Annotated in this window: 23 protein-coding genes and 1 pseudogene; 16 read left to right on the top strand and 8 right to left on the bottom strand. The window is 62.1% G+C overall.

Features of this window, described 5'->3' with window-relative positions; genetic code table 11:
* The first annotated feature begins 15 nt into the window (after window positions 1–15).
* Window positions 16–405: a hypothetical protein gene (locus AC07U4_RS20705; protein ID WP_495196869.1), complete on the top strand. Its 390-nt coding sequence runs from the start codon at window positions 16–18 to the stop codon at window positions 403–405.
* A gap of 105 nt (window positions 406–510) precedes the next feature.
* On the opposite strand, the gene AC07U4_RS20700 is transcribed toward AC07U4_RS20705, so the two are convergent.
* The 6 genes from AC07U4_RS20700 to AC07U4_RS20675 all read right to left on the bottom strand — a co-directional run bounded on the left by AC07U4_RS20700 (window position 511) and on the right by AC07U4_RS20675 (window position 3,731).
* Window positions 511–855 (bottom strand): hypothetical protein, encoded by a 345-nt coding sequence (locus AC07U4_RS20700; protein WP_495196868.1) that lies wholly within the window; start codon window positions 853–855, stop codon window positions 511–513.
* A gap of 386 nt (window positions 856–1,241) precedes the next feature.
* Window positions 1,242–1,526: a CopG family transcriptional regulator gene (locus AC07U4_RS20695; protein ID WP_495196867.1), complete on the bottom strand. Its 285-nt coding sequence runs from the start codon at window positions 1,524–1,526 to the stop codon at window positions 1,242–1,244.
* Window positions 1,527–1,540: 14 nt separating this feature from the next.
* Window positions 1,541–1,834, bottom strand: coding sequence for a hypothetical protein (locus AC07U4_RS20690; RefSeq protein WP_495196866.1), 294 nt, complete (start codon window positions 1,832–1,834; stop codon window positions 1,541–1,543).
* A gap of 276 nt (window positions 1,835–2,110) precedes the next feature.
* Window positions 2,111–2,395 carry a CopG family transcriptional regulator gene (locus tag AC07U4_RS20685; protein ID WP_495196865.1) on the bottom strand — a complete coding sequence of 95 codons (285 nt, stop codon included), beginning with the start codon at window positions 2,393–2,395 and terminating at the stop codon, window positions 2,111–2,113.
* 14 nt (window positions 2,396–2,409) lie between these two features.
* A complete protein-coding gene (locus AC07U4_RS20680) occupies window positions 2,410–3,069 on the bottom strand; it encodes an AAA family ATPase (RefSeq protein WP_495196864.1) in 660 nt (219 codons plus the stop codon).
* Between the two features lie 263 nt (window positions 3,070–3,332).
* Window positions 3,333–3,731, bottom strand: a complete 399-nt coding sequence (locus tag AC07U4_RS20675; protein WP_495196863.1) for a VOC family protein — start codon at window positions 3,729–3,731, stop codon at window positions 3,333–3,335.
* A 383-nt stretch (window positions 3,732–4,114) separates the two neighbouring features.
* Here AC07U4_RS20675 and AC07U4_RS20670 point away from each other — a divergent pair, with 383 nt between their 5' ends.
* Window positions 4,115–4,792 (top strand): hypothetical protein, encoded by a 678-nt coding sequence (locus AC07U4_RS20670; RefSeq protein ID WP_495196862.1) that lies wholly within the window; start codon window positions 4,115–4,117, stop codon window positions 4,790–4,792.
* 194 nt (window positions 4,793–4,986) lie between these two features.
* Here AC07U4_RS20670 and AC07U4_RS20665 read toward each other — a convergent pair.
* Window positions 4,987–5,085, bottom strand: a pseudogene (locus tag AC07U4_RS20665) (cytochrome-c peroxidase); the annotation flags it as partial.
* Window positions 5,086–5,094: 9 nt separating this feature from the next.
* Between AC07U4_RS20665 and AC07U4_RS20660 the strand changes: the two are divergent.
* The 9 genes from AC07U4_RS20660 (at window position 5,095) to AC07U4_RS20620 (ending at window position 16,592) form a co-directional block, all read left to right on the top strand.
* Window positions 5,095–5,331, top strand: coding sequence for a hypothetical protein (locus tag AC07U4_RS20660; RefSeq protein ID WP_495196861.1), 237 nt, complete (start codon window positions 5,095–5,097; stop codon window positions 5,329–5,331).
* Window positions 5,332–5,399: 68 nt separating this feature from the next.
* Window positions 5,400–6,344 carry a LysR substrate-binding domain-containing protein gene (locus tag AC07U4_RS20655; RefSeq protein ID WP_495196860.1) on the top strand — a complete coding sequence of 315 codons (945 nt, stop codon included), beginning with the start codon at window positions 5,400–5,402 and terminating at the stop codon, window positions 6,342–6,344.
* Window positions 6,345–6,657: 313 nt separating this feature from the next.
* A complete protein-coding gene (locus AC07U4_RS20650) occupies window positions 6,658–8,922 on the top strand; it encodes a TonB-dependent siderophore receptor (protein WP_495196859.1) in 2,265 nt (754 codons plus the stop codon).
* Window positions 8,923–8,932: 10 nt separating this feature from the next.
* Window positions 8,933–10,726: an ABC transporter ATP-binding protein/permease gene (locus AC07U4_RS20645; protein ID WP_495196858.1), complete on the top strand. Its 1,794-nt coding sequence runs from the start codon at window positions 8,933–8,935 to the stop codon at window positions 10,724–10,726.
* Window positions 10,723–12,078 (top strand): TldD/PmbA family protein, encoded by a 1,356-nt coding sequence (locus AC07U4_RS20640; protein ID WP_495196857.1) that lies wholly within the window; start codon window positions 10,723–10,725, stop codon window positions 12,076–12,078. Before AC07U4_RS20645 ends, AC07U4_RS20640 begins: the two co-directional genes overlap by 4 nt.
* Window positions 12,075–13,523 (top strand): metallopeptidase TldD-related protein, encoded by a 1,449-nt coding sequence (locus tag AC07U4_RS20635; protein WP_495196856.1) that lies wholly within the window; start codon window positions 12,075–12,077, stop codon window positions 13,521–13,523. The genes AC07U4_RS20640 and AC07U4_RS20635 overlap by 4 nt, the downstream gene beginning before the upstream one ends.
* Window positions 13,524–13,542: 19 nt before the next feature.
* A complete protein-coding gene (trxA, locus tag AC07U4_RS20630) occupies window positions 13,543–13,866 on the top strand; it encodes a thioredoxin (protein ID WP_495196855.1) in 324 nt (107 codons plus the stop codon).
* Window positions 13,863–14,690, top strand: a complete 828-nt coding sequence (locus AC07U4_RS20625; RefSeq protein ID WP_495196854.1) for a hypothetical protein — start codon at window positions 13,863–13,865, stop codon at window positions 14,688–14,690. Before trxA ends, AC07U4_RS20625 begins: the two co-directional genes overlap by 4 nt.
* Before the next feature lie 30 nt (window positions 14,691–14,720).
* Window positions 14,721–16,592 carry a DUF6055 domain-containing protein gene (locus tag AC07U4_RS20620; RefSeq protein ID WP_495196853.1) on the top strand — a complete coding sequence of 624 codons (1,872 nt, stop codon included), beginning with the start codon at window positions 14,721–14,723 and terminating at the stop codon, window positions 16,590–16,592.
* 360 nt (window positions 16,593–16,952) lie between these two features.
* On the opposite strand, the gene AC07U4_RS20615 is transcribed toward AC07U4_RS20620, so the two are convergent.
* Window positions 16,953–17,222 carry an HU family DNA-binding protein gene (locus AC07U4_RS20615; protein WP_495196852.1) on the bottom strand — a complete coding sequence of 90 codons (270 nt, stop codon included), beginning with the start codon at window positions 17,220–17,222 and terminating at the stop codon, window positions 16,953–16,955.
* Window positions 17,223–17,412: 190 nt separating this feature from the next.
* Between AC07U4_RS20615 and AC07U4_RS20610 the strand changes: the two genes are divergently transcribed.
* The 5 genes from AC07U4_RS20610 (at window position 17,413) to AC07U4_RS20590 (ending at window position 22,617) form a co-directional block, all read left to right on the top strand.
* Window positions 17,413–17,760, top strand: a complete 348-nt coding sequence (locus AC07U4_RS20610; protein ID WP_495196851.1) for a hypothetical protein — start codon at window positions 17,413–17,415, stop codon at window positions 17,758–17,760.
* Window positions 17,757–17,987 carry a hypothetical protein gene (locus AC07U4_RS20605; protein ID WP_495196850.1) on the top strand — a complete coding sequence of 77 codons (231 nt, stop codon included), beginning with the start codon at window positions 17,757–17,759 and terminating at the stop codon, window positions 17,985–17,987. Before AC07U4_RS20610 ends, AC07U4_RS20605 begins: the two co-directional genes overlap by 4 nt.
* Before the next feature lie 66 nt (window positions 17,988–18,053).
* On the top strand, window positions 18,054–21,377 hold the full coding sequence (locus AC07U4_RS20600; RefSeq protein WP_495196849.1) for a DEAD/DEAH box helicase: 3,324 nt from the start codon (window positions 18,054–18,056) through the stop codon (window positions 21,375–21,377).
* Window positions 21,377–22,186: a hypothetical protein gene (locus AC07U4_RS20595; RefSeq protein WP_495196848.1), complete on the top strand. Its 810-nt coding sequence runs from the start codon at window positions 21,377–21,379 to the stop codon at window positions 22,184–22,186. Before AC07U4_RS20600 ends, AC07U4_RS20595 begins: the two co-directional genes overlap by 1 nt.
* 140 nt (window positions 22,187–22,326) lie before the next feature.
* Entirely contained in the window at window positions 22,327–22,617 is a 291-nt protein-coding gene (locus tag AC07U4_RS20590) for an I78 family peptidase inhibitor (RefSeq protein ID WP_495196847.1), read from the top strand.
* Window positions 22,618–22,627: the final 10 nt, after the last annotated feature.

The following is a 22,627-nucleotide window of genomic DNA, read 5'->3' as shown; positions in this document are numbered from 1 at the left end:
TGCTCGAGTATTGTGGTGACCCTGCCGCCACTCTGGTCGATCGAGCCGTGCTGGCGATGCTCGCGGCCGCTGACGCTCGTGAGGATGGTTCAGCATCCCGGCCTTTACCGGCTGCGGAACGTCATCGACCTGATCGGGTCCGGCTACGGCATCGTGACGATGCTACTCGTGCTATCGTTCGTCCTATCGGAAATGCAGCCGCGGACGTTCGCCAAGGCGGTGACAATCCTGCTGTTCGTCATCGGATCGCTGCTCCTCGTCGACGGCGCACTGGGCGTGAGAACGGCGATCGACCGGACCTGGAAAGTCACTCGCTATGGCCCTCGGGCACGCATGTTGGGCGCCGCCAAGATGGCCGCGGGCGGCCTGGCTACCGGGTTGGTCGTGATCGGCTTGCACCTCTAGTTGGCTCAACCTGGGGCTTGGTGGCCTGAAGCCGGTCCGACCGTATGTCGCGATAAGCACCGCGGAAAGAGATGGCCTTAATATTAAAACACGATTGAAAAGGGGTTAAGCCAATCCCGTTGGGACATGCAGGTCAAAATTGTGGTCAAGCTCTTCGATCCCCAGCGCTTCGATCGCGAGATCAAGAAATTCCATCATTGATAGGCCATCTGGCTTGTCAGCGGGGCGGAGCACGGCCCCTACCCTGACCGCGTCGTAGTCGTAGGCGACGACGACAATGACATAGCCTCGCGGCACGGTCACAAAATTCTGATAGCCCTGGATGCCATCGGAGTACCCCAGCCCCGTCGCTCCAGAGACATAACTGACCTGGAAGACGCCGAGCAGGTCCGGGTTCATAAGCGGCGTAGTAAGATCGAACGTCACGCCGTTCGCGCGGCGATCGTCCATGGCGGCCGGCATAGGCGGAGTGCCGAGACAGGCTATAGGGTAGCCCGCGAGAGGATCGGCGATGATCCCTTCCGCGATGGAGCTGAGATGGAGCTGAGTTCATCAGCAGAGAAATCGACGTTGCGGAATCTCTGGCTGCGCGGCCACCCACAGACAAGGGCGCTCCATGCCGGCGGAATTAATTCGTCCGGATCGTCGCTATATACCTCGGCGTCCTTGAACCAGACGATCTCATCCTTGCCAATTGCAAGGTAGTCGGCTCCGTCGCGAGGCGAAAATAGCTGTGGCTCAGACATAGACGACAGACGCCTTGAAGCTGAAGGCCCGAGTTATCCGATAGGCAAAGGATCGTCCATGGATATTAAAACCATCGTGAACCGGCAGCCTTATGAGCAGAATAGATCGCCCTCGATCGCCTGGAAGATGGCCATGTTAATGACAGCCGCCCTCGCCTGCCCAGTGCGCCTCGCGACCTGATCGACGCGTTCGAGCAGCTCGGGCGCGATCGTTAGTGTGATCTGACGCTTGTTTCCCTTCTTTATCCCTTTCTCATACTCCGCTGGCGCGTCCTTCATGACTGGCGATGCATCAGGGGCGCCGCTGATAAAGGCATCCTGCGCGGCGGTCGAAGCTGCGCTGGCAACCGGTTTAGGTCGAGGTGTGATAGCCATTGATCTGGCTCCTATCAGGATCGCGAAGGAAGATTAAAAAGCGATGCAATCAACGTGTCGAGCTCGACAGCGGCTTTCGAGTCCTTCGCCGGCAGCTCGGAGACGGCTAGGCCCGCGCCACCCGCGTTGCTGAACGCCTTGCGGCGCCGGATGGGGGAGGGGAGGTACTCGAACTGCGGGAAGTCCTTGACCGCCGCGGCAGCCTCAGCGTTGTCGGTCGACTTCTCACCTGGATCCGCTTGGTTCATCACCGCGAAACAGCGAAGGCCGTCGCGAACGCTCTGCGCCTCGTCGATGAGCGCCGCCATGTCCTCTAGCGCCCAGACGTCATAGGATCGCGGCGCGAAGGGGACGAGCAGCACGTCTGACAGGACAAGCGCAGCTCGGAGAGCCGTGGAGTCGCGCCCGCCGGCGTCGATGATGATGTCTTGCCACTTGTCTCGCTGCTGCTGGATCTGAGCCCGCAGGCCAGGACCATCGGGATATTGAGCGCAGGCAATGCCGGGAAGTCGCCCTGAAGGCCCAAGTTATTCGATTGGCAAAGGATCGTCCATGGATATTAAAACCATTGTGAACCTGCAGCCTTATGAGCGGAATAGATCGCCCTCGATCGCCTGGAAGATGGCCATGTTGATGACAGCCGCCCTCGCCTGCCCAGTGCGCCTCGCGACCTGGTCGACGCGTTCGAGTAGCTCGGGCGCGATAGTTAGTGTGATCTGACGCTTGTTTCCCTTCTTGATCCCTTTCTCATACTCCGCTGGCGCGTCCTTCATGACTGGCGAAGCATCAGGGGCCCCGCTGATAAAGGCATCCTGCGCGGCGGTCGAAGCTGCGTTGGCAACCGGTTTAGGTCGAGGTGTGATAGCCATTTATCTGGCTCCTATCAGGATCGCGAAGGAATATTAAAAAGCGATGCAATCAACGTGTCGAGCTCGATAGCGGCTTTCGTGTCCTTCGTTGGCAGCTCGGAGACGGCTAGGCCCGCGCCACCCGCGTTGCTGAACGCCTTGCGGCGCCGGATGGGGGAGGGGAGGTACTCGAACTGCGGGAAGTCCTTGACCGCCGCGGCAGCCTCAGCGTTGTCGGTCGACTTCTCACCTGGATCCGCTTGGTTCATCACCGCGAAACAGCGAAGGCCGTCGCGAACGCTCTGCGCCTCGTCGATGAGCGCCGCCATGTCCTCTAGCGCCCAGACGTCATAGGATCGCGGCGCGAAGGGGACGAGCAGCACGTCTGACAGGACAAGCGCAGCTCGGAGAGCCGTGGAGTCGCGCCCGCCGGCGTCGATGATGATGTCTTGCCACTTGTCTCGCTGCTGCTGGATCTGAGCCCGCAGGCCAGGACCATCGGGGTATTGAGCGCAGGCAATGCCGGGAAGTCGCCCTGCCTGGGCACGAGCGGCGATCGCGGCCGCAGCGGTGCCTTGACGGTCTCCGTCGACGAGCCAGACGTCCCTGCCTGCCATCGCCCTCGCGATCGCGATCTGAACGGCCAAGGTGGTTTTACCCACGCCACCCTTTGTATTTCCTATCGTGACAATCACGGAAGCACCCCAAAAGGATATTAATGCCACCTCCCTATCGGTGCCGCTGCGTGTTGTCAAAGCAGAGCTATGATTGCCATCCGGTTTGGATATTAAAAGGAGATCCAATGTGGCGGTAAAGCCGGTGAAACAGGGTGATCCCGATGTGCAGGCCGACGGAAGCACGCACCACGCGAGCGCGTGAGGGGAGGGTGGCTCATTCCTCGCCAATTACCGACCATCGAGACTGCCGAGGCTTCCATGTTGGGATCGCGAAATGAGGCTCAGCGCCCGGCGATCGTCGGCTCGATCAGATCCCATCGATTGCCATAGAGGTCCTCAAATACCGCCACGATGCCATATGGCTCGTGGCGAGCCTCCTCGACAAACCGGACACCCCGCTGCCTGTAGGTGAGGTGGTCCCGTGCGAAGTCGTCTGTCTCTAAAAACAGGAACACGCGACCACCACTCTGATCGCCTATGGCATTCCGCTGCCGATCGCCGACGGCTCGCGCTAGTAGAAGACCGTTCGCCGCACCGTGCGGTGCGACCACAACCCATCGCTTTCCTTCTCCGAGCGGGGTGTCTTCGCGCACTTCAAAGCCAAGCGTCTCGACGAAGAAGGCGAGGGCGGCGTCATATCCGTCTACAAGGAGCGCGGTGAGGTTCAGGCGCTGAGGCATTCTGCGACGCTGCCGTACTTCAGGCAGTGCCGCAATGCTCACTTATCATTCGGGGGTCAGCAGGCGGGGGGGCAAATGCTACAACTGCCGATCCGTCGCAGTTGGTGTCGAACCGGCGTTCGGAGTATCGGTCGCATCTCTCGGGAGGCTGCCTCATGTTATCCATACTGTTGCTCGCCGCGACGAGCCGATGCGCCTCACTCCTGCTATGCCCTACCGACACCGAGCTGATCGACGCGCTACTGGCCAACGATACCGCTGGGCGGCTATTACTCTTACATTGATGGCATTGCTGAAGCTGAATGTGGGGCAAAGGGTGACGCTGGAGTACCTTGCCGAATTAGCTCAGCTAACGATTGCGCTTTAAGTGAAGGGTGGTACTAATGTTTGGTACATTAAAACTAGCAATGCTAATGAGTATATTTTCTTTGCAGAATATACCAAGCATTTCAACTCCAAATTACAAAGACCAAGATGCCACAAATGGAATTATCGCAAACAAAAAACTAGAAAGCAAAGATAACTTTCAAATATCAAGAAATGCTATTTATCCTTCTAACTTAGAGGAAAATGTCGTAAGAAGCAGAGAGCAAATCGTAAATGAATTTAGAAAAATGAAACAAATGGCTCAGGAGCAAGCTTTTACAAGCTTCTTAAAAGTAGATTTATCTAAATTTAGTGGCAATGGGTGCTCAGCTCAAGATGAACACCCATCTGGAGTTCCCAGAACTAAAGATGGGAAGCTTAACGGATCAACCCTTATTGTATACTGCGATAGCATTGTAATAGTGTTTGAAGTTTTTGATCTCTCTTATTCGACTGATATTATACAAAAAATTTCTTTAGCGGACGGGTATAAAAAAATAGAAGGTGGCTACTCTCTCAGTGCTTATGGCGTCACACCATCTGGCAAAATGCGACAATCCATATCTGTTATAGCAAAAAAGCAATCCATCACTGCGACAATTATGTCTAATAGGCCAGTCCCGCAAAAGGTCGCTAATCAAAAAGCAATGCTTATTATTTTTAATATTATCAAATATCCTCTAGAAGCTATGTAGTATTTATCATAATTAAGATGACTACCACTATGCGCGTAGTGCATTTTTCCAAGCCGTTTGGGACCGTGCTACCTGTTGTATTCTTAATGTGCTGAGTGAGAAGAAAGCGATCAGCCCGAAGCGACGCCTCGTCTGGCTTTGAGTTAGGATTGCCTTCGGCCTTCTTATACTCGGCGATGCTGATACCGTGTGCCATGGCGAACGACGGCGTCGCGGAGCGTGCAGGCAGAGCCGTCGTGGAACCAGGGGCCGGTGACGGCGACGTTGCGCAGTGACGGCGTCCTGAAGCGACCTTCGAGGGCATGATCGGCATGGCCGCGGCCAAGCTGACGAGCATGATCGAAGCGGGGGGGCAGCGAAGGAGCGATCGCCAGACGGGCGCTCGAGCGCTTGTTCGTGGAACATCAGAGAGGGCAGGACGCGGCATGAGCCTGAAAATCTGGCGCATCGCGCTTTCCAACTTTCGCAAATACGGCGATTCCTTCGTACTTGACGGGCTGACCGATGGGCTCAACGTGATCATCGAGCCCAACGGTTGACAGGGTCGTAGGTGCTTCAAGATGTTTGTGGAGTGCGGGGTGAAGCCGGGTCAGTCGGGAACGAAATCATGACAAAAGAAACCATTGTCGATCTTAAGGTGAAAAGGATAAATATAAACCTCATTTACACTTTAGATGCGGTTCTTCATTCCAGCTCGCTGACAAATGCCGGGTACTTAATAGGACTTAGCCAGCCGGCGATGAGCCTGTCACTGCGTAAGCTGAGAGATCTCTTCGACGACGATATCGTGGTCTATGGCGGTGCGAGGATGCGACGCACTGAGCTTGGGGAGGCACTAGCACCCCGCGCGCGGCAACTCATCCGTCAGTCGCACGATCTTTTTGCTCTCGACCTGGATTTCGATCCTGGAAAAGCCCGTCGTGTCATCACGCTGACCGCTCCCCAGCCGATCGAGATAGTCCTATTGAGCAAGGTAGCGCAGGCCCTGTTGCGGCAGGGCGAAGAGCTTTCCGTCCGGCTGACGACGCTCAAGGCAGCGACAAGTCTGGAGGCGTTCGCCTCCGGCGTTGATCTGGCGATCGTTCCGGGATCGATGCTCGATCCGGCGTTCTGTCACATCCCTCTGCTGGAGCAGAGGCTTTCATGCCTGGTCTGCCGCCAGCATCCGACCATAGAGGACGCGATCGATGTCGGCGCCTATGACAACGGTCGCCATGCTGCGGTGTCGTCCGATATTGAACGGGCCGCCGCGCTCATGGATCTCGAGCATCCATTGATGGAACGTCGTCGCATCGTGGCGACGACCGAGAACATCTCGACGTTGCCCGGGCTGATCGCGGGCACCGACCTCATCGTCACTATGGCCGACTGGCTGGCCCAGCACCTGGCGTGGTCCCAGCCTCTTAAGGTGGTCTCTGCTCCCATGACGGGCAGCACGACCATGTACGCACAATGGGAGGCATGTCGGGACCGTGAGCCCTTTATTGGGTGGTTGAAGGAGCAGGTGCTTGCTGAAGTCGCAACGCTAACGGCCCATTTGCCAGGCAAATAGTGGCATAAGGACTTCAAATTTTCTTTGGAAACAGTTTTGCGACAACCTGCGTGTGTGTCGCAGAGTCGATCGCGCCGGGGCCGTTGCGCCGGACAGACGGTTACCTTCGACATGCGCAGAAGGAAACTCAGTCGGGGACCCTGGCTCCCCGGCTTCGCAAGATCGCGAGACGACCGTGATCGTGCTTGCCAGTGGAATGCCGCGCATTGCGTTGACCCATCTTCCAGTCGGATGTGGGGGCGGAGGCCGCGGCCTGAGGGGGACGTGCGCGATGACATCCAAAACAGCGGGCTTGCTATGTGGTGCGGCAATGATGATCCAGCCATTCACGGCGACGATGCTGGTGGCGCAATCGGTGAGTGCACCAGCGATGATCTCGTTACCGGCAATGCCGCTTATCGATGCTTTGCGCGCCATCGAAGCACGGGGTGTGGCTTTGACGTTCGACCCCGACGCCGTCCGCGACCTCACGTCGAGAGCAGTTCGAAATGCACGCTCTGGCGAGGCCGCAGTACGGGCGGCAATAGACGGTCTGCCCCTTTCTATCGAGCGGCGGTCTGATGGGTCGCTGATGGTGGTCAACGACATCACCGTCACAGCACGCCGGGACGAGGCGGAGACCGACGTGTTGGCGCGGGCCACCACGACCTCCAGCCGAACCGGGCAGACGCTGCGCCAGCAACCGCGCAACACCACCGTCATCACCAGCAGGCTGCTGGCCGAGCAGCAGGCGGTGACGATCGTCGATGCGCTACGCAACGCGGGCGGCGTGGTGGTGAACACCGGCACGGTGCAGGGCGGCAACAGCTATTCGGTGCGCGGGTTCGGGGCCGGTGGGATCGTCAACGGTCTGCCGGGTGGGAACAACAACGGCACGAACGCAGGCGCGACCCAGCCGATCGCCAATGTCGAGCGGATCGAGGTGCTGAAGGGTCCTGATGCGCTGCTGGCCGGCGCGCAAAACCTGGGCGGCACGATCAACATCGTCACTAAGAAGCCGTTCGCTGATCCGCTACTGTCGCTCACGGCGGAGACGGGATCCTTCGGGCAGGCGCGCATCACGGTCGATGCCAACAACGCGCTGAACGAGGCGAAGACAGTAAGCGCCCGGGTGATCGGGGTGGCGGCGACCGCCGACCGCAACTTCGGTGGCTATCGCGGCAACGAGGATTATCTGTTCGCACCCAGCCTGCGGTTCAAGGACGATCGCACCGACGTGGTGATCGGCGTGACTGCGGCGGACCAGATCTTTGGAGCGAACCCGTATACGCTGGTCAACCCAGACACCAACCAGCCGTTCGATCGCCCCCGCGATCAGCCGATCTTTGCCAAGGATCAGGGCATCCGCATCGGTAGCACGCGCCTCTACGGGGAGGCGACGCGCACCGTGGGTGATTGGCTGACCCTCGTGGTACGCGGCCAGCACGAGAACCAGCGCATCCGCATTGCGAACTATGCACCTTTCGCCGTGCTCGCTCCGGACGGGCTGACGCTGGTTTCTGCCAGCGCATCCGAGCAGCGCGCCGACGCGGATGCGCTGGATGGGTTCGCCCGCCTTAAGATCGATACGGGGCCGGTAAGCCATATGCTGGTCGCTGGCGTGACGCACGTTTGGAACGACGTGACCAGCTACAGCGGTTCACAAGGGTCGACGCAGCCAGTCAATGTATTGACCGACACCGTCGCGCCGTTTCAGCTGCCCGCGATCGATCAGAAGGATTACACGCTGGGTGGTACGCAGTTTGGGCAATATGCGCAGTACATGCTCGGCATCTGGAAGCTGAAGCTGCTGGCGGGGGTGCGACGCAACGAAGTGAAATCGACCATCACCTATGCATCGAACGGCCGGACGGAAACGCAGAGGGCAAGCGCTACGACGCCGAACTATGGTGCGATCGTCGACGTGACAAAGAACGTCTCGTTCTTCGGTAGCCTTGCTTACGGCTACCTCCCCACGTTTGCGGTCGACGCTCGTAACGACCGATTGCCCGACAGCCGGACACGCAACATCGAGGCAGGCACCAAGATCAATCTGTTCGGCGACCGGGTGCTGGTGAACGCATCGTGGTTCGAGGTGCGGCAGAGCAACCTGATCGTGCCCGACCCGGCCAATCCGCGATTCAGTATCGCGGTCCCCGGCCAGCGCGGGCGGGGCATCGACCTGAACGTGGCGGGCACCCTGCTTCCCGGCTGGGCGGTGCAGGCCGGCTTAACCCGGACCAAATTCCGCAACTTGACGTCGTCCGAATTTGGTGACGTCGTCGTCAGCCAGCCGCGCGATCAATATAATATCTACACCTCCTATCGTCACCGCCTGACTGACCGGGCGACGGTAGGGGTGGGAGCAGGGCTGTTTGGACGGTCGAGTGCGGCAGCTGACAGTTTCGCCAGCTATGTCGTGCCTGCCTCGCAACAGGTGGATCTCAACGCCTTTGCCACGCTGGGGCCGCTCGACCTCAATTTCGGTCTGCGTAATGCCTTCGATCGCCTGAACTACAATACGACCTACGCCAAGAGTTACCTGCCCTATGGCGAGCCGCGCAACTGGCGTCTGACCGCGACCTACCGTTTCAAGTGACCGCTTCGGCATGATCCCTGATCCGATTCCATCCGCCGAGACCCGCCAGGAGGCGGGCCTCCAGCCCCGCGCGGCGTCGGCGAGGGAGCGCTGGCGTCATTTCGGCCGGTTCGTGTCGGGCTGGTGGCTGTCGCGCGACTGGCCGTTCGCCTGGGGCGGCGTCGCCATCCTGCTCGCGATCGGGTTCGGAGAGACCTACCTCGCTGTGTGGGGCAATGGCTGGCAGCAGGCGTTCTTCGACACGTTCGAGAAACGCGACGTCGCGGCTTTCGGGCCGCTGCTGGCGGTGTTCATCGGACTGATGGCGTGCCAGGTCGCGACGACGGTGTTCGGCGGGTATATGAACGGCGTCGTCGGCCTGCGCTGGCGCGCCTATCTAACGCGCCGCTACCTGACGCGCTGGCTGGACCACAACCGCTATTACGAGATCGAGCGGCTGCGGCTGATCGACAATCCCGATCAGCGCATCGCCGAGGACCTGGCCAACGTGTCCACCGGCGGCTGGGCGATCATCCAGATGGGCGTCGGCCTCGTCACCTCCACGGTCGGGGCGATCTCGTTCGCGATTATCCTGCTGCGCACGGCGGGGGCGATCCGGCTGGAACTGTTCGGGCGGGCGGTTGCGATCCCTGGCGACACGCTGATCTACAGCCTGATCTATTTCGTGCTGGGCAGCGTCGCGATCGTTTATATCGGACGGCCCTATGTGCGCCGGGCACAGCGCCAGCAGCATCTGGAAGGCGATTTCCGTGCCGGGTTGATCCAGGTGCGGCGCAATTCGGAACAGATCGCCTTCTCCGGCGCGCTGCCTGCCGAGCAGCGAGCACTTGCGGTGGCGTTCGAGGCGGCGCGGCACAATTTCCTCTACCGGCTCTACGCCTTCCTCGGTGTGAACGCGGGCATGAACGTCTACGACCGTATCGGCACGCTGCTGCCGCTGATGGTGCTGGCACCGCGCTATTTCGCCGGCGCCGTCACCTTCGGCGCGGTGATGGGTGCGCGCGACGCCTTCTCGCAGATGGTGACGAACCTGTCGTGGTTCGTCCACATGTACCCCAACATTGCCGTCCATATCGCCAACGTAAACCGCATTAAGGGGCTCGACGACGCGCTGGACGATCGCCGCCCGCGTGGCATAGCCGTGGCGGGCGGGACGATCGCGTCGGGCGTAGCGATCATAGCCGAAGGGCTGGCGGTGCGCCGCCCGAACGGCGCGCCGCTGCTCGACATCGGCGACTGGCAGGTGCGCGTGGGTGAGCGCTGGGTGATCTGGGGGCCGTCGGGCGCGGGCAAGAGCACGCTGCTGCGCGCGATCGCCGGGCTGTGGCCGGACGGCACCGGCACGGTGCGGCTGGCTGGTAGCGGCACCGCGATGTTCGTGCCGCAGCGCCTGTACCTTCCGTCTGGCACGCTGAAGGACGCGGCCTGCTTCCCCGATCCGGCGGAGCGGCACGACGACGCTGCCGTCGCCGCGCTGCTGGAGCGGGTCGGCCTGTCGGCGCATGCCAGCGCGCTGCATGCGATCCGCGCCTGGCAGGAGGAACTGTCGCCCGGCGAGCAGCAGCGCGTCGCGCTGGCCCGCATCCTGCTCCACCGACCGGACTTGCTGATCGTCGACGAGGCGACCAGCGCGCTCGATGCGATCAACGCGGAGGGCTTCTATCGCATTGTCTTGGGCGAGCTGCCCGGCGTGACGCTGGTCAGCGTGGTTCATGACGCGCGCATGGTGCCCTTTCACACCCATCGCCTGCTGCTGGAGGACGGCCACGCGCGGGCCGAGCCGATCGAGGAAATGTTCGAGTGAATACGGCGACCTATATGAGTCATAACGAGGCGACGCTGCGTGACGCGGCGACAGCGGCGGTGGAACACGCTGAGCGTCTGGGCACGGACGGCGCCAGCGTGACCGTGCAGGCAGGTGGGGGTGTGCGGCTGGTGGTGCGCGAAGGCGTGACGGAAACGCGATTGCGTGACGACTTCCAGTCGATTGGCATCACCGTCTATCGCGACGGGCGCAGTGGCAGCGCGTCAGCCACCGCCTTCGATGCCGATGCAGTGCGGCGCATTGCTCAGGAGGCGGTCGCGATCGCCGCTCGAGTGCAGCCGGACGCCGATGCCGGCCTCGCGAATCCCGAATGGCTGGCCCGCGAGGGCGACATGCCGCCGCTGTTCTCTCCCGCCGGCATCGCGCCCGACGCGCTGCTGGCGCAAGCGCATGCGATCGACGAGGCAGTGCGCGCGGTTGCCGCCGGCCGCGCGGTATTCACCAGCGAGGCGGGGGTCGCGACCAGCGAGGGCGCCATGGCGCTCGCCACTTCGACCGGCTTCTGCCGCAGCGTGGCGACGACCACGCACGGTCGCTGGGCGATGGTGTTGGCGCAGGGCGAGGGCGGTTCGGTACAGGATTTCGCCCAGTCGCAGGAACGCGTCGCCGACCGACTGAGCGAGCCGGACGCGCTGGCGGCGCTGGCGATTGAAAGGGCGATAGGGCAACTCGGCGCACGGCCGCTGGTCGGCGGCCGACTGCCTATCCTGTTCGACGCGCGGGTAGCTGGCGCGCTGGTCCGCGATCTCGTCGCAGCGCTGAGCGGCGGTCCACAATATCGCCGGGCGTCCTGGCTGCTCGACGCGGCGGGACGGCAGATGCTGGCCGACCATCTCGACCTAGTCGAGGATCCCGGCGAACCCTGGGGGCTAGCTAGCGGCGGCTTCGATGGCGAGGGCGTCGCCGGATCACGTCGTCACGTGGTCATGGGCGGGGTGGTCAACGGCTACTTCCTGTCGGCGCTGTCCGCGCGGCGGCTGGGGACGCGCTCGACCGGCAATGCCGGGGGGGCCTGGAACCTACGTTTCGCCAGCCGCCGCGCCGGCGGCGATGCCGCCGCGATGCGCGCGCGGCTGGGATCGGGATTGCTGGTGACGCAGATCATGGGCGGCGCGACCGACCCGGTGACCGGCAACTGGACGCGCGCGGTCGCCGGCTTCCGGGTGGAGGATGGTGCGATCGTGCATCCCGTCACTGACGTGACGCTAGGGGGCTCGCTACCGGAGATGATGCAGACGATCGTGGCGATCGGTGACGACGTGGACCGGCAGGGGGCGGTGCGGTGCGGCTCGATCCTGATTGATGCGATGACGGTGGGAGTGGCGGCATGAACGTGATGCAGCAGGCGCGGGAGCGGATCCTGTCACCTTACGGGCTCGACGATGCGGTATTGTCCCGCGCACTGGCCGATGCGGCGCCACGCGGCACCGACCTCGCCGACCTGTATCTGGAAGCTGCGACAACGCGGCGATGGACGTTGGAGAACGGCCGCGTCACCGGCGGCGGCTTTGGCAGCGAGCAGGGCGCGGGCATTCGAGTCGCTCAGGGCGCGGAGATCGCGTTCGCGCACGGTGCTGACCTGCGCCCGGTAGCGCTGGCGCAGACAGCAGCGGCCGCTGCGGCGCTAGCCGGTCGGTCCGGCAACGGCGCGATGCCCGCAGGACTCGCCTTGCACGCGGTCCCGTCCGCATCGACGCTATATCCCGCGATCGATCCGGTCGGGAGCGCCGACGACCTGGGTTGGATTGCCCTGCTCAAGAAGGTCGAAACGCTGGCGCGCGCAGCCGATCCGCGCGTGATCCGGGTCGATGCACAGGTGATGGCGGTGGGCCATGTGATGATGGTCGTCGACCTCGATGGCCGCCTGTCGGGCGACGTGCGGCCGATGGTCCGCCTGTCGGTAACGGTGCTTACGGAGCAGGGAGCGCGGCGAGCACGGGGCCATGCTGCGATCGGGGGGCGCTATGGACTGGACGGGATCGACCCGGCAACGCTGCGCGGCACCGTCTCGCGCGCGGTGCGCATCGCCTGCGTCAACCTAGACGCGCGGCCAGCGCCGGTGGGCGAGCTGCCGGTGGTGCTTGCGCCCGGCTACCCCGGCGTGCTGTTTCACGAGGCGGTGGGCCACGGTCTGGAGGCCGACCATCACCGCAAGCGCCTGTCGGTGTTCTCGGACCGTATTGGCGAGCGGGTAGCGGCACCGGGAGTCACCGTGATCGACGACGGCGGCGTGCCGGGGCGGACCGGGTCGCTGGCGGTGGATGACGAAGGCACGCCCGCTGACCGTACCGTGCTGATCAAGGACGGCATCCTCGTCGGGCTGATGTACGATCGGCTGAACGCCGGATTGATGAACGCGCGCCCGACCGGCAACGGCCGGCGTCAGTCCTATGCCCACCTGCCGATGCCCCGCATGACCAATACCTTCCTGGCGCCCGGCAGCGACGATCCGGCGGACATCGTCGCCTCGGTGAAGCGCGGCATCTACGCCGTGGAGTTCGGCGGCGGGCAGGTCGATATCACCACCGGTCGCTTCAATTTCAGCACCACCGAGGCGTATCTGATCGAGGACGGACGCATCACCGCGCCGATTTCCGGGGCGACCCTGATCGGTGCGGGGGATGAAGCGTTGCGCCACGTCGACATGATCGGACCCGACCTGGCACTCGACAGTGGCGAGGCGACCTGCGGCAAGATGGGACAATGGGTTGACGTGGGCGTCGGCCAGCCGACCGTGCGGATCAACCGAATGATGGTCGGCGGGCGCGGCGGCTGATCGGAATAGGAGAAGAAGGATGAGAACGATCGCTCTGACGCGGGAAGATTTTTCCCCGCGCGCGCTGGCGGCGGACGCGGGTGTCGTGCTGGTGGATTTCTGGGCACCGTGGTGCGGCCCGTGCCGCGCGCTTGCTCCGGTGCTGGAGGATTTGGCTGAGGATTTCGCCGGGCGCGCGACGATTGCGAAGGTGGATACGGAGGCAGAGCCGGCCCTGGCGGCGGAACACGGCGTGTCGTCCTTGCCCCTGCTCCTGCTGTTCCGTGACGGACAGGAGGTTCGCCGTGTCATCGGCGTGCAGTCGCGCAGCCGGTTGGCGATGATGATCGAGGACGCGCTTTGAGCGGAGTGGGCGGGGCGTTCGGCGGCAGCCAGACCGTCAAGACGGCATTGCTGGCCCGGATCGATGCCGCGCTGGCGGATGGCAGGCTGGATTTCGACCCCGCACGCGGGGGGGCAACCAGCGCACTGTCAATCGCGGTTGACAGTGCCGATCCGGCCAACTTCGCCGCCGCGTTCGGCTTTCCGCTGCCGCTCGCCGCGCTGCTGGATCCGGTTGCGCAGACGCAGCCGTCCGCCGTCGCGGCAACCGCTTTCGTACGAGACTGGGTGCTGGTGGTGCGGCCCGGCAGCGATCTGACCGATGTAGGCTCGGCGCTGATGCTTCACATGCTTGCCGCGCCCGAACTCGCTCTTTGGCGTTCCGATATAAGCGAAGGCCTCGCCACGCTGCACGGTGCCCGCAACGCGACTGCCGACGATTGGCGCAACGAGAGGTATCGTGTCATGGAAGCGGCGGATACCGCCGGGAATGCCGAAGAGCGATCGATCGCTGCGCTTTGGGAAGCTGCGGTCTGGCCCACCGATCGCGGACGCTCCACCCTGTCCGCCGCTTTTGGCGCATGGCGAAGGCTGCGCAGTTACGCGCCGCAATGGTCAGCCGCTCAGGAAGAGAGGGCCCAAGCCGTGCTTGGAAAGATCAGAGATGACCAGCACGCCCGACACGGACCGGAGGTCGAACCGGATTATCCGAGCCTCTTTCACCAACGTGACGAAGCGCTGGCGGTCGGTTTCGAAAGCAACCTGCGGTGGGTGAACGAACACGCTCTTCAGCGCGCGCGGGATTTTGCGCAACGCTGCATCGCTGAGCTTGGGGCGGCACGCTGAGCGTGACTGATGAATTGAAGGGGACGAAATATGAACCGGACGATGCGCCTGCTTATCTCGACTGGCATCGGCGCGGCGTTGGCGGGGTGTGGCGGCAGCAGTGGCGGAGGTGACGTCCCCGCTGTAACGCCGACACCCTCGCCCTCCGTCACACGCGATGCTTTTGGTTGCGTTAGCGGGAATTGGAACGTCATCGGCGGCGTTCCCACCCAGACCCGTTATCAGACCGACCACTTTGCTTTTCACTGGAACGGCACCGCCGTCTCCGATGCCGATGCGACCCAGGCCGGGCAAATCCTGGAAAACGCCTACGCGTTCTATGCGACAAAGATCGGATTCAAGCCGCCGCAGTGCGAATCGTCGTCAAAGACGAAGATCAACGTCAACATCGGCGGCGACGCCTCGGTCAGTACGGCTGGTAGCCGGGATGGTACCGGCTATATCGACATGACCCCGCTGGGTCTGGCCACACCTCATACCGTCGCGCATGAACTGGTCCATGTCTTCCAAAGCACGACGCCGGGGTGGACGGTGCTGCCGCGCTCTTTTTGGGAGACGCACGCCAACTTCATGGTGGCGCAAATCCCGAATTTTCGAAGTGATGTAGATTGCTCGGAGGACGCGGTAAACTCCGCTTACCTAGCGCATGGCAACGCCCGCACCCGGTACTGCGGGTGGCAGTTTTGGGACAGGATCGCGCAGACATATGGTTATGCTGCGGTGAACGACGTCTGGGCACGGCCCGGAACGACCGGGGATCAATATGCAGCGCTGGCCGCCAATCGGAGCTGGTCCGCGGCGCAGCTCAATGACGTGTTCGCCGACTGGGCGATCCGCAACGTGACCTGGGATTATACCGGCCCGGACGGCTTCGATCGTGGATCTGTGTTCCGTGCGGCTTACGGCGCATACGAGCCGGACACGCCCGTGGCGTTTCGTGCTCGCCGACTGACCACGCTGGAACCGCTCGATATCGCCAAGCGACGCTTTTCGGTTCCGTTTGCGTGGGCACCACAGCGCTGGGGATACAATCTCGTACGGCTGGTCCCTGATGCGGGCGCGGCATCGCTCTCCGTCAGCTTCCGGGGCGTGCCGCAGGAGCGGTCCGCCGTCGCTACGCTGCCGGGGGCATCGAATGAACCGCAACCGCTGCCAACGCCTGCTTCAGGGTGGCGCTGGTCCGTGGTCGTCGTCGATGCTCAGGGTTCGCCACGCTATGCGCGCGTCCTGCAAGGCGGCGACGAAAGTCTCTCTGTTCCCCTGCGTGCAGACGACCGTGGCGCCTATTTGATGGTCATGGCCGCGCCGACCATGCTACAGCACATCATTGACGACCAGCCCTATTACTCGATCTACCGCTATCCCTGGATGGTGCAAATCGATGGCGCGATGCCGTGGGGTTATCAAACCGCCGCGCCGGATCGCATCGCGAACGGGCGGCGCCATGCCAATGGTGGGGGCTGGGTAGGCCCTAGAGCCAGCGTCTCGGCATCGGCCTATGTCGGCCCTTACGCCCGCGTCTACGGCGGCACGGTCGTGGGTAATGCGCGGATCGAAGACCATGCTATCGTAGCCTCCGGCACCATCGGCGGCAATGCCCGTGTCGATGCGCTGACTGTTCTGGCAGGCACGTCGACGCTGGGTGACGATGCGCGAATCGGCGGCGTATTCGGCACGATCGCTGGTAACGGTTTCGCGCTGTCGGGCACCGCGCAACTGCTGGGGGACGTCCAGATCTACGGCGACAACCGCCAGATCAATATGCCGCTGTTCAGCGGTTTCTCACGAGGTGTATATTACGGCATGATCCTGCAGTCAGATGCAAGTGACGTGGCCAAAGGCGCGTCACGCACCGATCCCGTTCTTGAAGTATCGATGCAGCCTGGTTTTGTATGGCGCTAGCGTCTGTATCCTGAACGACATCACCCCGATGGCCGCTATTGGAGCAACGGATGCTCCCTCAGGCCCGGTAGTGCCGCTAGCGAGCAGAGGCCGGCGATCGGATGAGGAGCCAATGCACAAGTTCGTGATCGAAACCCTGCTGTTCCTCGTCGGCGTGCTCGTCTCCTTTGGTCTGCGGTGGCTGGTATGGCGCTGGTTGCGATCCCGCCGGCCATCAATGACGCCGGCACCCATCGCCGACGATGGTGACGGCGGAAAGGTCATCCCGCTGGTCGCGACCTTCACCGGGCTGCGTGGCCTGTCGTGGGTCGGGCTCGCAGTCAAATTAGCGCCGGCGAGCTGCCCGCCGGCGCCACACCATCAGAGCTTGTCCTTCAACGCCTTGGCTGCCGTAAACGACACCGTCTTCGACGCGGCAATGGTCATTGCCTCCCCGGTCGCCGGGTTACGACCCTGACGTTCCGGACGATCTTTGACGGCAAATTTGCCAAAGCCGGGAATGGAAACGTCTTCGCCCTTGGCAGCCGCACTGGCGATCTGGTCGAATACGGCAGTGATCGCCGCCTTGGCATCGCTTTCACTCGAACCAGTCGTGGCTGCCACGCCCTTTGCAAGCTCACCGATGTTCATGCCTGATTGTCCTCCTTGGAAAGGATGAGACCGTAGTCAGGGTCTGTGATCTGGCAATGACTGGCTTTCACGATTTCAGGCTATCTTGCGCGGTGGCAGCCATCCAGCCGGTCGAGTGTGGACGCGCCAATGGTTGCGGCACCGGCTCAATCTGCGCATATCTTGCAGAGCCCTGAGTGAGTTGCCCCTGATGCTCGAAACCGAGCTGCTGACCACCGACCCCGCTGCCCGAAACTCGTCTGTCGGGCTAAAGGCCTATCTCGACGAAAATATCACAAGTCTTGGTCAACAAGCGATACAGAATGCCAAGCGAGGTCTGGATGACTGTCAGTCCGCCATCGCTACCATCCGTGAGCGCGCAGAAGCACTCCATCCGCGAACCGTTCTCGCCGCAGGCTATACCATCTTGCGCAACCAGGCAGGCGAACCGCTGACTGGCATAGCCGCGGTGAGAATGGCAGATTTGGTCACAGCGGAAATGCGTGACGGAGCGACACAGCTACGAAGCACCGACCAGCAAGGAGATAAGCCGGAATGAATACCAGCGTGACGATCAAAGGATCGAACGAGCCGGCGCCTGCCAAATTCGCAGATGCCTATGCCGAATTGCAGGCGATCGCCGCCAAGCTGAAGCCGGAGCAGGGGCAGATCCCTGACGTGGACGCGATCGAACCACTGGTAAGGCGGGCGAATGTGCTCGCGGCACATTGCCAGGAGCGCATTGAGTCCGTCCGCAAGCTGATTGGGGAGCAGTCGTTATCATGATCGCCTGGCTTGATCGCGTAGCGCTTCTGTTTGCCTTCGTCTGGTCGACGGTTAAGCTCGGCGTGGATGAACACACTACGCCCCTATGCCGACCTAGGTATTGACCAACTTGAAGAGCTGGTCACCGATATCTCCGGGTCTCATCCGATCAATGATCAGATCCTGGCTGAGCTAGGGCATCGCAATACACAGCGCGCGCTCCGCCTGCGCAGCAGGCTGGAAAAGATGCGTGGCGATTCCCACGCGCCGGCAGAAGCTCAGATAGCCAAGCAGCCGCCGACGCCAGCAAACCTATCACCATCGCGTGCGGCCAGCTCGCCTAGACGTCCCGTGTCGCTGCCTCCCAGAAGCACCGATCCGAACGATCCGCAAAACATATTGCGGGCTTGGACGGTGTTGGAAGTCTTATCACCTGCATCCTTCAAGACCCCGGCTGATCTAGCAGCCGGCGATGGTCGCCGTATCGCCCGTTTCGAAAAAGGGCTGCCGTGGGCGGATGGGACAGCAAAATCCCCTCACAACACGCGACTCTTTTTCCAGATCGTGCTTGGCTCGTTAGCCATGCAGCCTGCCATCGAGCAACTGCTTCAGCGCTTTGCCGACAATCGCCCTGAGCGACCAAGTGCGCGTGGTGAAACACCCCTCGCAGTCGTGATCGTCGATCGTGAAGGCCGACCGATCCCTGACAGCTGTGCGGTAATATCCAGCTTTGCATGGGGTCTGCCGCTTGCCCTGACGGACGACCCGGCAACGCTTAGCGAATGGCAAGCCGTAGGCGAGGGCTTACAGGAAACGCTGCATGATCGGCTGTTTCGCGAAGGCCCGGACGGCAGACCCAAGCCCCTCGACATGGCCGCTATTACAAATGCCCACGAGTGGCTGGTCGACGAGTTAGGCATCGATCGGACCATGGTCCGCCCACCAGTCTTTGCCGTGCGTAGCCTGGTGGCTTTCAAATCGAATAATCCACCCGAGCCGCTTCTGCTTAACAGCTTCTTCCTCAAGGATTTGCACGCTGCCACCCTGCTGTTCCGCGACAAACAGGCTCCGCCGGCACTCCAGCGGTTCATAGGAGCGCTGGCACCCTCATCACGCCGCGATCTGCTGAACGACGAGACGGCGATTGAGCAGGCCGTGGCTCCTGCACGGTTTCCAGCTGCTCGCTGGCCTGGCCCCGGGCGGCATCCGCTCGTTTTGATGCAACAGGCAGCGGTCAACCTTGCCGTTGAGCAGGGCAATGGTGAGATCCTGGCGGTCAACGGCCCGCCTGGTACCGGTAAGACCACATTGCTGCGTGACGTTGTTGCCGCTCTCGTCACCCAGCGTGCCAGCGCCATGGCTGCGCTGGACGATCCGGAAAAGGCATTCTCGCCATCTGGCCATAAGCTGCAAGCCGGCAATGGCTGGCTCCAGCTATATCGCCTCGACAAGACCCTCAAGGGGTTCGAGATGCTGATCGCATCGTCGAACAACAAGGCGGTTGAAAATGTCAGTGCCGAGCTGCCGGCGCTGGGAGCGGTAGCCGATGATGCGCCCGACCTACGATATTTCAAGCCGCTTGCTGACGGGCTGCTTGGAGCCGAAAGCTGGGGTGCCATCGCAGCGGTGCTCGGCAACGGCGCCAACAGGGCTGCCTTTAAAGACAAATTCTGGTGGGACCCCGACACCGGTCTGTTCAGCTATCTGAAGGCGGTCGACGGACGTAAGCCGGAGATTGAACAAGCTGACGGCAGCAAGCGCCCACCAATCATCGTTACCGAACTCCATCCTCCGGTCGAACGACGTGAAGCCCTGCGCCGCTGGCAGGCTGCGCGCGCCCACTTCCGCCTGTTAGAGAAGCAAGTCACCGAGACTACGGCAGAGGTAGAAGCCTTCCGTCAGCGCTGGCGCTACCTTCCCGCCGTTGAGCGATCGTTCAACGCTGCACGCGATCATGCCATGGACCGACCTGGCTGGGTGCAGCAGCTTCTTCGGCTAGCCGATTACCGCCGCTGGAAAGCCGAGCATCTACCGCTATCCTCAGCACTGGCCGCAGACGCCGCGGCAGCATCCGATGCCGGCGTGATCTCAAAGCCGTTGGCTGGATTGGTCGCGCGCTCCCCATGGCTTGGGTTCGGCGCCGCGTCCCGTGCTGTCAGCATTGAGCAGAGCTTACGTCCGCTGCTGGAGCAGCTTCGGCATGATCGGGCGGCACGTCAGGCCCCGATTATCGACGACGCCTTTTTCGATCAGGCAAACGAGCAGCGCCAGCCGACCGCGCCATGGCTAACTGCCGAAGAGCATCGTCAGCGTGACGTGCTGTTCCAAGCCGCGTTGGACTTGCACCGCGCCTTCGTCGACGCCGCCGCGAAACCACTGCGCCACAACCTCAACGTGATGTTGCAGGTTCTCGACGGCAAAGGCTTCGCAGATCAAACCAAAGACGTGATGATCCCGGATCTGTGGTCCAGCCTGTTTCTCGTGGTGCCGGCGGTATCAACCACCTTCGCCTCGGTCGGCACGATGCTTGGCCGTGTTCCAGCAGAAGCATTGGGCTGGCTGCTCGTCGACGAAGCCGGCCAAGCTGCCCCGCAGCAGGCCATAGGTGCGATTATGCGCACCAGCCGAGCTATTGTGGTCGGCGATCCTGTTCAGGTGCAACCTGTCGTTCTCCTGCCCGATCGGTTAACCGCGGCAATCTGTCAGACGTTCAATGTCGATCCTCAACGCTTTGGTGCGCCTACTGCTTCGGTGCAGACGCTCGCCGATGATGCCACGGCTTGGTTTGCCGAGTTTCCGGCTCGTATCGGTAGTCGGACCGTTGGGGTACCGCTGCTGGTGCATCGTCGCTGTTCGTCTCCGATGTTCGATATCGCCAATCGGATCGCCTACGAAAATCTGATGGTGCAGGCCAAAGTCGACCGCCCGTCAGCTATTCGCGACCTGCTCGGGCCATCCCGCTGGATCGATGTTATCGGATCAGGCGAGGACAAATGGTCCCCACGTGAAGGCCAGGAAGCGCTGGCAATAATCGAACGGATCGTCAGCGCCGGTATCAAGCCCGACCTCTATATCGTGACGCCGTTCGTGATTGTCGCAAATGGCCTGCGGCGACTGTTTCGCGACAGCCCCTTACTCGCCCATGCCATTCCTGAGCTTGATCGTTGGACCCGCACCCACATCGGCACCATCCACACCGTTCAGGGTCGCGAAGCTGAGGCCGTGATCTTTGTTCTCGGCGCTCCGAACGAGGACCAGACGGGCGCTCGTGCCTGGGCCGGCAAGGACCCCAATCTCCTCAACGTCGCCGTCACGCGGGCAAAGGAAGCGGTTTACGTCATTGGCAACAAGGCACTGTGGCAATCGGCTGGGGTGTTTTCAGATCTCAGCTCAGTAATGTCGAGGTACTGATGACAGGATCGAATTTCGGCATACCGCGTCCGATCGGCACCGGGCTGCCGGCCGAACAGCCAGTCCTGCTCACCCACGCCGCCAGCACTTTCCTCGATGCCCATGCGCGGATCGTGGCCGCAGGCAAGGTGGTCAAGGCCAAAACAGACAAACGCGAGACACGGATGGTGGCCGTGCCGGTGCTGATTGCCCTGGTGACCATGCTGTATTGCGTATTCCACGGCTACATCCTGTCAGGTTTCATTCTGGCGGCGATCGTCGGATTTGGAGCACTCTGCCTGGCAGGCATGGTCTCGGCGGTTATCGGCAAGCCGACCGATCCGACGCCTGCGCAGTTGATTGCCATTGGCGTCGAGGAGGTGAAGCGCTTCGTCCCACTCATGAACCGGGGGCGCTACCAATGGGTTCGCCGGGACTATGATTTCGTCGGCGTGTTCCCCGATACAGGGTTCGTCTATTACTTCGGCCCGACGACCCGCTGGCAGCATCTGCTGATGGCCGGCCGTCAAAACGTCCGCCAGGTCCGGGTCAGCATAACGACAAAAACCAGCCAGACATCGACCAGCACGACCGAGCACGGCCGGTGCTATGTCGTAGCACCCACCCGCAACCTGGCGGTGCTGTCCAAAGGCAAATCGACCACCACACACCAGACATCGACGACCACGCACACCAGCCATGTGCTGGAGATCCAGTATCAGGCGGAGCAAGGGACGGCGCCGGCCTGGTTGTCGGTTAACTTCGGCGAAGATGGGCGACTGGCCGAGGATTGGCGGCTAATGATCGCTCAGACGGCCGGGCTGGCCTAGTTTCAAGCTACCATCCCGGTTGGACGACTTCCCTGATGCTGGCCGGCCGACTGACGGCAAGGTCATCTCCTGCCACCTCCGTCTACCGTTCAGCTTCGCCCCGTTACAAAGCCGGGCAGACTGTTGCTGACGGAGAGACGATGATGACGAAGAACGTGATCGGCATGCTGGTGCCGATATTGGGCCTCGCCAGTCTTGGTGCATGTGCAACGACCGGTGCGACCGAACCCGGACGTACGGTCTGCCGCCCCGCCGCTGCCGCGTCTCTGGTCGGCAAGGCCGCTCGCGACGATGGTACCATCCTCCAAGCGACAGGAAGCTCGATCGTACGCCGCATCGCTCTTGGTGATGCAACCACGAAGGACTTCCGCGAGGAACGCGTCACGGTCACGATCGACGACGGTCGAGTGGTTGCTGCGTCCTGTGGCTGAGCGTCACCGG

It is taken from the genome of Sphingomonas sp. GW821-FHT02B09 (assembly GCF_059421875.1).
The sequence above is the reverse complement of the archived record's forward strand: the minus strand, read 5'-3'. Positions and strand labels throughout refer to the sequence as shown.

Excerpts from the sequence above, each read along its gene's own strand:
- AC07U4_RS20700 (WP_495196868.1), bottom strand. The coding sequence starts at position 855 with ATGGACGATCGCCGCGCGAACGGCGTGACGTTCGATCTTACTACGCCG.
- AC07U4_RS20695 (WP_495196867.1), bottom strand. The coding sequence starts at position 1,526 with ATGGCTATCACACCTCGACCTAAACCGGTTGCCAGCGCAGCTTCGACC.
- AC07U4_RS20690 (WP_495196866.1), bottom strand. The coding sequence starts at position 1,834 with ATGGCGGCGCTCATCGACGAGGCGCAGAGCGTTCGCGACGGCCTTCGC.
- AC07U4_RS20685 (WP_495196865.1), bottom strand. The coding sequence starts at position 2,395 with ATGGCTATCACACCTCGACCTAAACCGGTTGCCAACGCAGCTTCGACC.
- AC07U4_RS20675 (WP_495196863.1), bottom strand. The coding sequence starts at position 3,731 with ATGCCTCAGCGCCTGAACCTCACCGCGCTCCTTGTAGACGGATATGAC.
- AC07U4_RS20670 (WP_495196862.1), top strand. The coding sequence starts at position 4,115 with ATGTTTGGTACATTAAAACTAGCAATGCTAATGAGTATATTTTCTTTG.
- AC07U4_RS20660 (WP_495196861.1), top strand. The coding sequence starts at position 5,095 with ATGATCGGCATGGCCGCGGCCAAGCTGACGAGCATGATCGAAGCGGGG.
- AC07U4_RS20655 (WP_495196860.1), top strand. The coding sequence starts at position 5,400 with ATGACAAAAGAAACCATTGTCGATCTTAAGGTGAAAAGGATAAATATA.
- AC07U4_RS20650 (WP_495196859.1), top strand. The coding sequence starts at position 6,658 with ATGATCCAGCCATTCACGGCGACGATGCTGGTGGCGCAATCGGTGAGT.
- AC07U4_RS20645 (WP_495196858.1), top strand. The coding sequence starts at position 8,933 with ATGATCCCTGATCCGATTCCATCCGCCGAGACCCGCCAGGAGGCGGGC.
- AC07U4_RS20635 (WP_495196856.1), top strand. The coding sequence starts at position 12,075 with ATGAACGTGATGCAGCAGGCGCGGGAGCGGATCCTGTCACCTTACGGG.
- trxA (WP_495196855.1), top strand. The coding sequence starts at position 13,543 with ATGAGAACGATCGCTCTGACGCGGGAAGATTTTTCCCCGCGCGCGCTG.
- AC07U4_RS20620 (WP_495196853.1), top strand. The coding sequence starts at position 14,721 with ATGAACCGGACGATGCGCCTGCTTATCTCGACTGGCATCGGCGCGGCG.
- AC07U4_RS20615 (WP_495196852.1), bottom strand. The coding sequence starts at position 17,222 with ATGAACATCGGTGAGCTTGCAAAGGGCGTGGCAGCCACGACTGGTTCG.
- AC07U4_RS20610 (WP_495196851.1), top strand. The coding sequence starts at position 17,413 with ATGCTCGAAACCGAGCTGCTGACCACCGACCCCGCTGCCCGAAACTCG.
- AC07U4_RS20605 (WP_495196850.1), top strand. The coding sequence starts at position 17,757 with ATGAATACCAGCGTGACGATCAAAGGATCGAACGAGCCGGCGCCTGCC.
- AC07U4_RS20600 (WP_495196849.1), top strand. The coding sequence starts at position 18,054 with ATGAACACACTACGCCCCTATGCCGACCTAGGTATTGACCAACTTGAA.
- AC07U4_RS20595 (WP_495196848.1), top strand. The coding sequence starts at position 21,377 with ATGACAGGATCGAATTTCGGCATACCGCGTCCGATCGGCACCGGGCTG.
- AC07U4_RS20590 (WP_495196847.1), top strand. The coding sequence starts at position 22,327 with ATGATGACGAAGAACGTGATCGGCATGCTGGTGCCGATATTGGGCCTC.